The organism is Streptomyces sp. NPDC026500, from assembly GCF_055567635.1.
This window is the reverse complement of the sequence record NZ_JBVHQB010000005.1, coordinates 320,067-332,582: the sequence shown is the minus strand read 5'-3', so window position 1 is coordinate 332,582 and position 12,516 is coordinate 320,067. Positions and strand designations below refer to the sequence as shown.

Annotated in this window: 7 protein-coding genes and 1 pseudogene; 2 read left to right on the top strand and 6 right to left on the bottom strand. The window is 73.1% G+C overall.

All coding sequences use genetic code 11. The features are described from left to right. Positions 1–6: 6 nt before the first annotated feature. The 6 genes and pseudogenes from ACZ4N5_RS12125 to pgfA all read right to left on the bottom strand — a co-directional run bounded on the left by ACZ4N5_RS12125 (position 7) and on the right by pgfA (position 10,418). Positions 7–888, bottom strand: coding sequence for a class I SAM-dependent methyltransferase (locus ACZ4N5_RS12125; protein WP_467756985.1), 882 nt, complete (start codon positions 886–888; stop codon positions 7–9). Then, a complete protein-coding gene (locus ACZ4N5_RS12120; protein WP_467756984.1) occupies positions 885–2,222 on the bottom strand; it encodes a condensation protein in 1,338 nt (445 codons plus the stop codon). The genes ACZ4N5_RS12125 and ACZ4N5_RS12120 overlap by 4 nt, the downstream gene beginning before the upstream one ends. 671 nt (positions 2,223–2,893) lie before the next feature. Beyond that, positions 2,894–6,999: pseudogene (locus ACZ4N5_RS12115) on the bottom strand (alpha-(1->3)-arabinofuranosyltransferase); the annotation flags it as partial. Further along, positions 6,996–7,745 carry a class I SAM-dependent methyltransferase gene (locus ACZ4N5_RS12110; protein ID WP_467757130.1) on the bottom strand — a complete coding sequence of 250 codons (750 nt, stop codon included), beginning with the start codon at positions 7,743–7,745 and terminating at the stop codon, positions 6,996–6,998. The gene ACZ4N5_RS12110 and the pseudogene ACZ4N5_RS12115, both read right to left, overlap by 4 nt. Positions 7,746–8,032: 287 nt before the next feature. Beyond that, the gene (locus ACZ4N5_RS12105; RefSeq protein ID WP_467756983.1) at positions 8,033–9,184 is read right to left on the bottom strand and encodes a glycosyltransferase family 4 protein; all 1,152 of its coding nucleotides are present in this window, start codon (positions 9,182–9,184) and stop codon (positions 8,033–8,035) included. Positions 9,185–9,440: 256 nt separating this feature from the next. Next, complete coding sequence (gene pgfA, locus ACZ4N5_RS12100) at positions 9,441–10,418, bottom strand: cell envelope lipid trafficking protein PgfA (protein ID WP_467756982.1); 978 nt, start codon at positions 10,416–10,418, stop codon at positions 9,441–9,443. A gap of 269 nt (positions 10,419–10,687) precedes the next feature. Between pgfA and ACZ4N5_RS12095 the strand changes: the two genes are divergently transcribed. Next, positions 10,688–10,840: a hypothetical protein gene (locus ACZ4N5_RS12095; protein ID WP_467756981.1), complete on the top strand. Its 153-nt coding sequence runs from the start codon at positions 10,688–10,690 to the stop codon at positions 10,838–10,840. Between the two features lie 305 nt (positions 10,841–11,145). Beyond that, positions 11,146–12,300 (top strand): PucR family transcriptional regulator, encoded by a 1,155-nt coding sequence (locus ACZ4N5_RS12090; RefSeq protein WP_467757129.1) that lies wholly within the window; start codon positions 11,146–11,148, stop codon positions 12,298–12,300. The last annotated feature ends 216 nt before the right edge of the window (positions 12,301–12,516 follow it).

Below are 12,516 nucleotides of genomic sequence, written 5' to 3'. Positions count from 1 at the left end.
CATGGGCTACGTCCTTCGCGCGTGCAGGAGCAGGATCGAGGACAGGGACGGCACGGCACAGGCCAGCCGGTCCAGCGGGCGCAGCGGACGCGGTACGCCGTGGAAGGGCGCGCCCGCCAGCCGGACGACCTCGAAGCCGGAGGCGGCCACGAACTGCCGGAGCGCGCGGGCCGTGTACAGCCGCAGATGGCCGACGACCTCCCGCCCCGGACGGCCGTGCACGGCGCGCAGGCTCACTTCGGAGAAGACGGGCTGGACACCGGCGAGCAGCAGGCCGCGGTTGTACCACGCTGCCAGATTGGGGGTGGACAGCATCAAGTGGCCGCCGGGGCGCAGCACTCGGCGGATCTCGTCGAGGGCGCCGTCCGGGTCCACGAGGTGCTCGATGACCTCGCTGAAGAGCACCGCGTCCGCCGTCGCCGTCGCGAACGGCAGCCCCTCGTCGGCGAGTTCACCGCGAATCGCGTACGGGACACGGGTGCGGGCCCGGCTGAGGGCGTCCTGCGACCAGTCGACGCCGACCACGCGGTGCCCGGCCAGGAAGGGGGCGGCGGTCGCGGCGGCGGTGCCGTCGCCGCAGCCGATGTCGAGCACGGTCCGGACGCCCGCCGTGGCCGGCCCGAGCGCCGCGGCCAGCATCCGCGCCTGGCGCAGACTGCGCGGGGTTCCCGAGGCGACGGGGACGGCCGGATCCTCGTAGAAGTCCCGAAGTCCGCGGCGGGCGCGTGGTGTTGGGCTGGACCGCCTGGACTGGGCGAACGGGTTGGACGGGTTGGACGGGTCGGACTGGGCGGAAGGTGTGGAGAGGGTGGTCGGCGTGGCTGGGGCGGACGGGGTGGTCCGGGTGGACGGAGGTGTAGTTCTCGTCGACTTCGCGCCGGTGGTCATCCGCCGATCGCCTCCCTCTCCTGGGTCGCGTGCAGATAGTGCTCGAAAAGGTCGCGGAGGTGGGCCCCGTCGCCGTGGCCGAGCAGACTGCGCGACCAGCGCAACGAGACGTGCAGCCGGCCCGCGGTGGACGCGGTCGTGACGGTCAGCCCGCGGGGTGTACGGGCCGGGGCCGAGAACCAGACCGCGTGGGCGCGGCCCGCCTCCTCGCCGAAGTCGAGCGAGTACGGGATGCGGCCGATGTTGCTGAGCAGGACGGTCGACGTCCAGGGTCCGGCCGCCCTGCGCAGGCCCCGGGTGACCGCGGCACGCCAGGCCACCGGTACCACGGGTGCCGTCAAGAGGGCCGCCCCGTAGCCGAGTTGGGGCCGCTCGGCGGCCTTCAGGGCGCGCGTGCGGGTGGCCGTGCGGCGGAGCAGTTCGCCCATCCGGGACGCGTCCACCTCCTCGGGGGCGAACGTCACCTCGACCAGCCGCGTTCCGTTGCCGATCGGCATGTCCGTGCCGCGCGGCCGGTCGTCGACCGGCATCGTGATGCGCAACGGGCGCGGACGCGCGCCGTGTTCCCTGTTCCAGTGGGCGACCATCAGCGCGGTGGCCGCCATGAGCTGGTCGTTCACCGTGTAGGGGGAGCCCTTGGGGCGGCGGGGCACACCGAGCTCGGTGACGATCAGGCCGTTGCCGGGGGAGGTCTCGGGGCTGCCCTGGGCGACGCGGGCGGGCGGGGTCCAGGTGGAGGGGGCGTTCCCGTCCCCCGGTTCCGGGGTCTCCGGGGTGCGCACGGGCGGGGCGGAGGGGGTGTTGTCCCTGCCCCCGTACAGCTCCGCCGCGGTGGCGAGGACACGCAGGCACGCGGGTCCGTCCAGGGCGGTGTGGTTGATGGTGAGGAAGAGGACGGTGCCTCTGCGGGCGGGTGCGGGGCCCGCCCCCTCCACCACCTCCAGGCGGATCGGCGGGGACGCCGACAAGGGCGGGGCCTCCTGAAGGGCCCTGGTCCGCGCGGCCCGCAGGGCGTCCGGGCCAGGGGGCGGGAAGGACACCACCCGGACGTCCGGTTCCGGGGTCAGCTCCCATTCGTAACGGCGGCGGTACCAGGGCCCCGGGGCCTCGCGCATCAGGACGCGCGGATGACGGCGCAGGGCCTCCGTGAACGCGGCCGTCAGCCGAGCCCGGTCGACAGGGCCCGGCAGATGGATCTCGATGTGGACGGTCTCCGGCTCCTCCTCCTGGCTGCAGTGCCGGGAGACCTCGTCCACCACCGGGAACGGAACGCGCCCGCGGGGTCCCGCGGGGCCGCCCGTGCCGTCCTGAGCCGGATGCTCCACCGTGGTCACGCCGACGTGTCCTTCCCTGTGTCGTTCCGGGGCCCCTCGGGCGGACTCACCCGGAACCTCGGTTTGCGGAAGGCGATGCGCGCGGTCGGCGGATCGGGCGCGGGCCGCTGCGACCCGGGCCCACGCGCGGAGATCGTGGGCCCGGAGGTGACCCCGGTCCCAGTTCCGGCTCCGGTCCCAGTTCCGGCTCCGGTCCCAGTTCCGACCCCGGTCCCAGCCCCAGTTCCGGCCCCGGTCCCAGCCGCGTCGCCACTGTGTTCCGGGGTACCGGTCCCGCCCCTCGCCGCGCCGCCTCCCTGTTCCGCCGTGCCGGCTGCCTGTTCCGGCGGCCGGTGTCCGGGTTCCGTCGTGCCGGCTGTCTGTTCCGGCGGCCGGTGTCCGGGTTCCGTCGTACCGGTCGGCTGCTCCGACGGCCGAGATCCTGGCCCCGCCACAGCTGCCTGCCGTTCGGCCGGAGGGACCTCGTGCCTCGCCGCGGCGGCTTCACGCTCCGCCGCCTGGTCCTCCCGGGTTGCCGACGGACCGGCACCCCACCGTGCCCTGAACCCCGCCGGTAGGGTTCCCGGGCCGCGTGTCCTGCCGCGTACTCGTTGGGGCAGCGGTGCCGTGGGGGCCTCCGAGGAGTGCGGCCGCGGCGACCGTGCCGGTGCGACGGACACCCCGGGGTCGCCGGGCTCCCGTACGCTCACCAGCCCCGCGAACAGGCCGGTCAGCGCCAGGAGTTGAGCGACCGGGCCGAACGCGCCCGCACCCTCCGAGACCGGCGATCCCGCACCCGTCGCGGCCGCGATCCCCGCCCCGGCGAGCGCGAGGAACGCGATCGGCACGAGCAGCGTGTGGCGGCGCCGGGCGAGCAGGGCCAGGGCCGGGACCAGCAGGGCGAGGAAGCCCGCCACGACGACGCCGACCAGGGTGAGGGCGACCAGGCCGAGCCACGGACCGGGCAGCGGCGGTACGGGCTGCGGCTCGTCGGGGTTGGGTGAGCGGCGGCGCCACACGACGAGGCCCACGAGCACGGCGACGGCGACCCCGCCGCCGATCAGCCCGGCCTGGTACGTCGCGGGCTCGTACGACAGCTTGACCGTGCCGCCCGCGCCGGACGGGATCCGCCAGCCCTGCTGCCAGCCGTCGAGCCGTACCGGAGTGAGTTCCTTCCCTCCCAGGGTGGCCTTCCAGCCGTCGTTGAAGTTCTCGTACGTCGTCAGGTACGAGGCCGCGCCCGCGCCGACCGTCACCTCGCGGCGGTCGCCCAGCCAGTCCCGTATCTTCAGGGCCCGGCCGGAGGTGGAGGCCTCGGCCGGTGTGCCGCGGGTCAGTGTCACGTCCGTGACGGCCAGTGGCCCGCCGTCGCCCGCCTCGACCCGGTGCGCCCCCTCGGAGAGCTGCAAGTCGGCTGCAGAACGCCCTCCTTGACAAGGCGTCACTTCGATGGCCCGGCGGTCCACCAGGTCCCGCACCGTTCCCTGCGCGCTCGTCTCGTACAGCTTCCCGTCGACCGCGACGACGGGGCCCTTCCCGCAGGGGAGCGAGAAGGGGCGGGTGCCGGCGGGCTGCCGGGTGCGGTACTTGTCGAGCGCGGGGATGTACGCCTCCGTGAGGCCGACCGGCAGTTGCAGGTCGGCGCCGGCGACCGGGTTGTGGACGGTCAGGGGAGCGGTCTCGGTGACGGTGATGTCGAGGTGGTCGGTGGTGATGGGGTCGAAGCGGGCCCAGCCGAACTCGTCGACCCCGACGATCGCCGCGCCGTCCGGCGAGCTGATGTCGATCTTCGTGGGGCGGGTCGACAGACCGCCCGCCGGGGCCAGCACGATGGACGAGACGGGCTGCTTGCCCGGCCAGCTCAGATGGATCGTCGGGTTGCCGCCCGCGATCCACGCCGTCGTCAGGTCGCCGTCGGTGAGGTTGCGCGCGGACAGGCCCGCGCCCAGCTTCGCCGTCGAGTCCGCGGTCGCCGTGATCCGGCTCTGCTGCTCGGGCGCGACCTCGTACAGCAGCTTGTCGAGTTCCTCGCCCGGCACGGGGACGGCGTCCGCCTTCACCGTGTACGTCCCCGGCGCCGAGGTGGAGAAGACGCGGTGCAGGCCCGCCTCGGTGCCCGTCGGGGAGAGGCCGGTCGGGTCGGTGGAGCGGTGCAGGGAGACGATCTCGGAGGAGGCGTCCGAACCCGAGGCGTCCGTGGGGAGCTTGAGCAGACGCGTCACCTGCACGTCCGGCAGCGCGATCTCGGAGAAGCCCGCGCCGGTGAGCCCCGGATGCCGTTCGGTGGAGGAGACGATCGTGATCTTCAGCCAACTCGTCTCGCCGGAAGGGGCCTTGACGGACTGTTTCCTGCCGTTCGGCAGGAGGTGACTGGTGGCGGAGCCCTTCTCCGTCTCGACCCGGATCCGGGTCGCCGCCGAGCACCGTCCTGCGGCAGCGGGATCACGTCGAAGGACGCGGGCACGTCCACGGAGCCGTCGAACCCGATCCGCAGCCATTGGCCGTTCGCCGAGCCCGCCGCCCCCTCCGCCCACGCCGTGTCGGGGTTGCCGTCGAAGGCGTTCACCGGGTCGTACTGCGGAAGATGGAACAGCCAGTTGCCGGTGGACGAGGCCGTGACGGAGCGGGCGCCGCGCAGCTCCGCGACGGTCTGGTGCGTGACACCCTCGGCCGGAAGGATCTGGCGTGGGCTCTTGCCGGGATCCTGCAGGCTGCCGCTGTCATTGCGCTGGTCACGCGTGTACGTGTACGAGGTGTTGGCGTCGACCAGGCCGAAGCGGGTGTCGGCGCGGCGCAGCCCGTCGCCCACCACCTGGACCGGCGCGGTGCCGAGACCGGGATGGTTGTCGCCGGTCAGCACAGCGGCGCGGCCCCGTATCGAGGGGTCGGCGGCCAACGGGAGCAGCGACTCGGGCCCGCCGGAGACCACGGCCGTGTCGGCGATCGGCTTCAGCCCGGCCTGCCCCGGCCGTGGCACCGACTCGTCGACCGGCTCGTAGATCTCCACGGCGCGTTGGCGCGGGTAGAGCCCCTCGACCTGGAGCGGGGTGTGGTTGGCGATCCGGCCGCCGGTCATGACGGGCCCGAATCCGTTGACCCGTTGGTAGCCGGACTGTTCCAGGGTCCGCCGCACGGTCGCGGTCGGGACATAGCCGATCTGACCTGGGTCGAGGTCGTTGCGTACGACGACGTAGTACAGGCCGGCCCGGCTCAGGTAGTCGGCAAGGCCCGGGACGTCGCCGCCGGTCAGCAGGGACTGCTCGACCGCGTCCATGGCGCGCCGGTTGCCCGGGGTTCCGAAGGGGACGTAGTCCCGCTCGGCCCAGCGGGAGCCGGCGAGCACGTCGAGGGGTTCGTCGATGGGGGAGCCCCAGGTGTAGATGCCGTGCGCGGTGGCGGGGACGACGAGGGCGCGGGAGTCGGGCGAGTACTTCTTGAGCCAGTCCGCGGTGGTCTTCCAGTACCGGGGCAGCTCCTGGAACGAACCCGGTTGCAGGATCGACCCGTCGAGATACGGCCAGGCGAGTCCGGGCACGACGAGGACCGCCGCGATCAGCGGGGCGAAACGCCGGCCGCGCACCGGGCGGGCGCCGTGCGTCTGCGTCGCGACGCCCACCAGATGCGCGAGGCCGAGGACGAGCGCGAGCGCGAGGCCCGTCTGGAACTTGTAGATGTTGCGGAAGGGGACGAGCCAGCCGTTCAGCCAGTCCTGGACCACGCCGTGGAAGGGTGCTCCGAACGAACCGCCGTACCCGGCAAGGGTGATGAGCGCGACCGACAGCACGGTCAGCACGAGCCAGCGGCGCTCGGGCATGTCCCGTCTCGCGAGGCCCGCGAGACCGAGGCCCGCCACGAGCGCCGAGCAGACGATCACGATCACCGACGACGCGACGGACCAGCCGGCCGGCAGCCAGGCCTCGCCGAAGTGCAGATACCCCACCCAGTTGCCCGCGCCCCGCAGCGACTCGGTGGCCGACATGGTGGCGGTCGTGGTCTGCGAAGTCTCTATATAGGGAAGGAAGTTCTCCCCGTAGGCGCCGAGCAGCAGCAGCGCGATCCACCACCAGGCCGTCGCCAGGATCACGCCCGGCACCCACCAGGAGATGAGCCCCCGCTGCCGGGGCCCGCGCGGGCGGGACAGCAGATAGAGCCCGACGGGGAGGAGCGACGCCAGGGTCGCGGCCGCGTTCACCCCGCCCATGAACGGGACGACCAGCGCCGAGCGCAGGGCCGCGATCCGGGCGCTGTAGCGCTCGTCGGTCAGCGGCAGCAGAACCCAGGGGAGGAGAGCGCCCGGGAGCGCGGCCGCGGAGGTCGAACCGACGACGATGGTGAAGACCGGCCACAGCGCGTACGCGACGGCGGCGAGCAGGCGGGACGCGCCGCTGCCGACGCGGAGCCGCTCGGCCAGCCTGAGCGCGCCCCAGAAGGCGACGGACACGACGATCGACAGCCACAGCCGTTCCGCCAGCCACACCGGGAGATGGATCAGCCGGCACAGGCCGTAGTACGGCAGCATCGGCCAGGCGTAGCCGACGTACTGGTCCTGGATGCCGCCGAAGCCGCCCCGGTCGTGCCACAACTGGCCCAGGTCGGAGAGGAATTGCCAAGGATCGAGCGCGACTCCGAGCTTGGTGTCGAAGGTCGTGCGTCCGGGGTGCACGGCCAGGAACAGCACGAACACCACGGCCCAGAAACCCAGCAGCCACCGTCGGGAGCGCGGCCCCTCCGGGGGGCCGGACGTGCCGGTGGCGGGGCGGACCGCTGCCGGGGGAGGAGCCTGGACCGTGCTCGTCATGGTGCACACCGCCGGAGGATGAGGAGGAGGTTCCAGGTGGCGAACTCGCGCAGCCCCGGCGCCTTGGCGACGGCTTCCGCGAGGAAGGGCCAGTAGCGGGAGCGGGCCGAGACGACCGTGATGTCGTCGCGGGCGCGCACCTGCCGCAGGGTGGTACCGATGTGCACGGCGAAGAGGTTCTCGCCGAGGGTGTGCTTGGGGGGCCTTCCGGTACGGCGCCGGTAGCGGGCGCGAGCCCGTTCGGCGCCGAAGTAGTGCCAGGGCGCCCACTCGTGACCGCCCCACGGGGACAGCCAGTTGGTGAACGACACGTAGATGAGCCCGTCCGGGCGGGTCACCCGGACCATTTCGCTCAGGAACGTCTGCGGATCGGCCACGTGCTCAAGGACGTTGGAGGAGAAGCAGACGTCCGCGACCCCGTCCGCGAGCGGCAGCAGATAGCCGTCGGCGACGACGGCCGACTCGGGCGGTTTCGGGCCGAGTTCCCGCAGGTCCGGCTCGAAGAGATAGGCGTGGGCGCCGCGCCGTCGGAACTCCTCGGTGAAGTAGCCGCCGCCGCCCCCGATGTCCACGACGGTACGGCCCTCGACGGCGCCGTACGCCGCCTCGACCTGGTCGGCGGCGTCCCGGGCGAGCAGCGCGTAGCAGGCCCCGGGGTCGTCCTGCTCGTGCAGGAAGGCCCGGAAGAGGGCGAGGGACCGACGCACGGAAGGATCCTTGAGGCGGGTCCTGGCCCCGGCGCCAATACCGCCGCTTGCGCCCGTACCGGCACCGGTGCCGGTGCTTGCGCCAGTACCGCTACCGGTGCCGGTACCTGTGCCAGTACTGCTGCTTGCGCCCGTACCGCCACCGGTCCCGGTGCCAATACCCCTGCCAGTAACGCTGCTTGCGCCCGTACCTGTGCTGCTTCCGCCGCCGGTCCCGGCGCCCGTACCGCTACCGGAGTCGGCGTCGGTGTCGGCGCCGGAACGTTCCCGCTTGCCGTTCGCCTTGTCGTTCGCCGGCCGTCCCTCACCGGCGGGCCCGGCGCCCGTCATGGCGCCCAGCCCCTCACCGCCTCCGCGGCCACCGCTTCGAACCGGCGGACCGTGTGGTTCCAGCGGTAGCGGGCCGCACCGTCGCGGGCGGCCCGGCCCATCAGCGTGCGGCGGTGGCCGGACAGGGCCAGGGTGCACCAGGCCGCCGCGAAGGAGGACTCGCCACGGGCCAGCACCCCCGTCTCGCCGTCCACGACGGAGTCCCGCAGCCCGGGTACGTCGAAGGCGATGGCCGGGGTCTCGCGCGCGGCCGCCTCGGTGACCACCAGTCCCCAGCCCTCGACCGCGGACGGGTGCAGCAGCAGCCAGGCGGCGCAGAGCAGCCGGTGTTTCTCGGCCTCGGAGACATGACCGGTGAACTCGACTTTGTCGCCCGCGAGTTGTTCGAGACGCTCCCGCTCCGGGCCGTCCCCGACGACGATCAGCCGGCCGCCGGTGACCGGGCGGACCCGCTCCCACAGCCGCAGCAGCAGATCGATCCGCTTGTACTCCACGAGCCGCCCCATCGCCACGAACAGCGGCTCTGGCGAGCGCGCGGCCCGCGGCCCCGGTTCCTCGACCCCGTTGTGCACGACCCGGATGCGCTCCCGCTCCACCCCGATCGTGTGCAGGGCGTGCGCCGTCGAGGGAGAGACGGCGACGAGCAGATTGCGGCGTTGCGCGCCGGCCAGCGCCCAGTGTTCGAGTCTTCGGCCGAGCCGGGCGGCGGGCGCCAGCGGTCCGCCGAACCGCATCGTCCACAGATCCGTGTGCACATGGTTGACCAGGCAGAGCGTGGGACCGCGGTGCCACAGGGGTGTCAGATACGGCAGCCCGTTGCACACCTCGACGAGCAGGTCGCAGTCACCGACCTGGCGGTGCAGGGCCGGGCGGGCGCGCAGGAAGTGGCCCAGGTCGCCGCCCGCCGAGACGACCCGGTAGTCGCGGTAGGACGCGGGGCCACCGCACAACAGGGTGACCTGGTGGCCGAGCCGGGTCAGCCCGTCGGCCAGTCGGTCGACCAGGAGTTCGGAGCCGCCGGCCGCGGGATTGCCGAGATCACGGCGGGCGAGGAAGACGATGCGGCGCGGGTGTGGGGGGAACGCCGGAGGGTACTGCGCGGGGCGCGGGGACGCGGTGCGCAGCGGGGACGGCACGTGCTGGGGCATGGGTGCTCCAACTCGTCTCGGGGTGCGGAACTCAGTGTGGGGGGTGGGACGGAGTGCGGATCATCGGTGATCGTGCGGGCTTGGCTGCTGGTGGTGGGTGACGCCGGGTCCGCCCGGCCGCGGGGGCGCGGGCGCTTGCTGTAACGGGGCTGTGGACGGGCTGTGTTCGGGTGGGGCTGGACAGTTTTCGCCGAGCCGTTCGCGTCGGCTACTCACCGGAGTGACAATTTCGGGGCTTTGTAGAGCTGACGGCGCATCACATCGTGAAGGAAGTGGGGGACGACTCGGACGAACCGGGATCACGTCGCCCGCGCACCATCAAAACGGCGCCCACCGTGGCCAGAACGAATCCCACCACACCGGCACCGATCGGCAACGTCCGACCCAGCAGGAGTAGTTGACCGCTCTCGGTCTTCGCCTGCGCGACCTGGTCCCGCTGGGTCGCGGCGGTGAAGGCCAGCTTCCGGCTGTCCAGCAGCACCGCCGCGTCCTTCTCGCCGCCCGGGGCGCGCAGCGTCCTGCGCGGGCCGACCTGCGCGTAGATCACCCGTCCGGTGCGCTGGTCCACGACGAGTTCGATGAGGTGGTTGGAGTACCACTCCTCCGCGAGCACCTGGCTGCGCTGCGGCTCCCCGACGATCAGTCCCGGCACCAGCCGGGTCCCGGTCCGGGTGGCGGGGACGGTTCCGGTGAACCGGTACCCCTCGTACCCGCGGATCTTCCGGGTGCCCCTGTAGCGCAGGGTGACGGGCGCGCCGAGAGAGTCGTCCCACCAGCGGTAGGCGCGTTTGTGCACGTCGAAGGGGAATTTCAGATAGGCCTCGCCCTCGAAGTACGGGCTCTCCTTGCAGCAGTGCACAGGCTCGTTGGACCTGCGGTCGGTGACCCAGCGGCCCGGCGTGAACTCCAGGGCGTCGTGCGGGTCGGCCGCGGGCAGCGACCGGTCCGTGTCGACCGTCGTCGTCACGTCCCAGACGGCCTTCCCGCTGCGCTCGCTGTCGGCCACGTCACCCCGCACCACCTGGGTGACGGTGATGTTCTGGCCGGGAACGGCCTCGACCTTGTCGGCGTCGAAGACGCTGCCGGTGCCGGTGTAGACGGCGGTCGTGTCGATGTCGATCGGGTTCACGGCGGCACGTGGCTCCACGTACCAGGCGAGCATCGGAGCCAGCACCAGCAGGAAGGTGCCGAGGCCGACGAGGATCAGGGAGACGGGTGAGAAATTGCGGCGCATCCGGGCACTCCAGGGGCGTGAGGAGGCTCGACGCACAGGTGGTATCCGGTGGTACGAGGGGATATGGATGCGTCGACACCGAGGGAGAAAGTGCACGTGCGGTATGGGCCGGGAACCGTAGGCGCACTCTTGACGGAGTGTCAATGCATTGTCGAGACTGGACACCTGCCGGGCGGGGCCGGCGTGGACGGTGTCCGTGGGACCACTCGACCGTGGCCACGCGGACTCCCGGGGTGGGGACGACCTCCGACAGAGAGGCTGACCCTGCGATGTCCAGACTGCTCGCCGCCGCACTCACCGTCGCCGTCGCCGCCGCACTCGCCGTGGGCGCCGCCCTCGGCATCGTGGCCGTGCTCGACGCGGCCCCCGACCAGCCGAACACGCCGCTGATCACCTACCAGAATGCCGGTCAGGAGCGCTGACGGTGCCGAGCCGCAGAGGCACACGGCCGGCGTTGCCGGGCGAGGACGGGGGTTCCCCCCGGCCGGGCGGACCCGAGATCCCGGGGGCGCGCGGAGACCCCGACGAAGCGGAGTCCGGGCGAGGTCGCCCTTCCGGCGCGAGCCGCGGTGGTCGGCCCGGCACGGGCCGCGCTCGCGCTCCCGGCACCGGCCGCGACACCCCGGACACGGACCGAACGGCACAGAGCCGCCCCGTACCCGCCACCGCGCGCTCGGCCTGGCACGACGTGCCCCGCCTCCAGGTGCGGCAGTTCGCGACGATCGCCATGGCCGAGGCGCCGGTCCTCGCCGAGGAGATCCTGCGCGAGATCCGCCGCGAGTACCCGCAGCTGCCCCTCGTCCTCGACGACTCCGGCGAGCCCATGGCCCTGGTCGGCATCCGCCGCGCCATCGAGGTCTTCGTCCAGCACCTGGAGACGGCGGAGGGCCGCCCGCGCGTCCACCCCGAGGTCTTCCAGGAATTCGGCCGGGGCGAGGGCATGCACGGCCGCACCCTCGACGCGCTCCAGGCGATCTACCGGCTGGGGGTCAGACTCGCCTGGCGCCGGTTCGCGGAGATCGGGCAGCGTGTCGACATCCCGCCCCCGGCGATGTACGAGCTCGTCGACGCGGGATACGAGTACCTGGACGGCCTCGTCGACCAGTCCGTACGCGGCTACGCCGAGGCCGCCGCCCGGCAGGCCGGGGAGCGGCTGCGTCTCCAGCGCCGCCTGATGGAGCTGCTGCTCTCCGAGCACCACTCCCGGGGCGACACCGAGGGGCTCGTCGAACGGGCCGCCCGGATCGGCTGGCCGCTGCCCGACCGGCTGGCCGTCGGAGTACTGCTGCGCCCGGCCCGGGAAGCCGTCGCACCCGCCGTCGGACCGAGCGTGCTGCTGGACATGGAGTACGAGCGGCCGCGCATGGTCGTGCCCGAGCCGGCCGCCGCGGGCCGCCCCGAGCTGCTGCACCGGGCGCTGACCGGGTGGGCCGGGGCGATCGGGCCTCCGGTGCCGCTGGCCGACGCCGCGAAGTCGCTGCGCTGGGCGGAGGCCGCCGTACGGCTCATGGAGCGGAGGCTGCTCCCCGCCGGGGAGGTTCTGTACTGCACCGAGCACACCGAGGCCCTGGTGCTGCTCCAGCCCGAGGAGCTGATCGACGATCTCGCCCTGCGCTGTCTGGAACCGCTCGCCCACTGCGGCCCGACCCACGGCCGGCGGCTCGCGGCGACCCTGCTGGCCTGGCTGGAGACACGGGGAGGCGCGCCCGAGGTCGCGGCCCGTCTCGGTGTCCACCCGCAGACCGTCCGATACCGCCTCCGGCAGATCAGGGAACTGTGGGGCGACGAGATCGACGACCCCGACCGGCGGTTCGAGCTGGAACTGGTGCTCCGCGCACAACGTCTCCGCGGCGAACTCGGAGACCCCCGTCCTCGCCGCTGACCCGGCCGCCGACCTCGCCCGTCCGGACGCCGCACCGGGCGCGACGATCCGTGGCGGGGGTCGCTGCGGGGTCCGTCGTGGGTTCCGTGGCGGGGTCCGGACGGGGTCCGTCGTGGGGTTCGCCGTGGGGTCCGTCACGGGGGCCTCCGAGCAGGGGCCACCCCCAAACCATTGCCCGTCCAAGGGCAGTATGACTAGCCTGTGTTCGTCATCCCG

Excerpts from the sequence above, each read along its gene's own strand:
- ACZ4N5_RS12095 (WP_467756981.1), top strand. The coding sequence starts at position 10,688 with ATGTCCAGACTGCTCGCCGCCGCACTCACCGTCGCCGTCGCCGCCGCA.
- pgfA (WP_467756982.1), bottom strand. The coding sequence starts at position 10,418 with ATGCGCCGCAATTTCTCACCCGTCTCCCTGATCCTCGTCGGCCTCGGC.
- ACZ4N5_RS12125 (WP_467756985.1), bottom strand. The coding sequence starts at position 888 with ATGACCACCGGCGCGAAGTCGACGAGAACTACACCTCCGTCCACCCGG.
- ACZ4N5_RS12090 (WP_467757129.1), top strand. The coding sequence starts at position 11,146 with ATGGCCGAGGCGCCGGTCCTCGCCGAGGAGATCCTGCGCGAGATCCGC.
- ACZ4N5_RS12105 (WP_467756983.1), bottom strand. The coding sequence starts at position 9,184 with ATGCCCCAGCACGTGCCGTCCCCGCTGCGCACCGCGTCCCCGCGCCCC.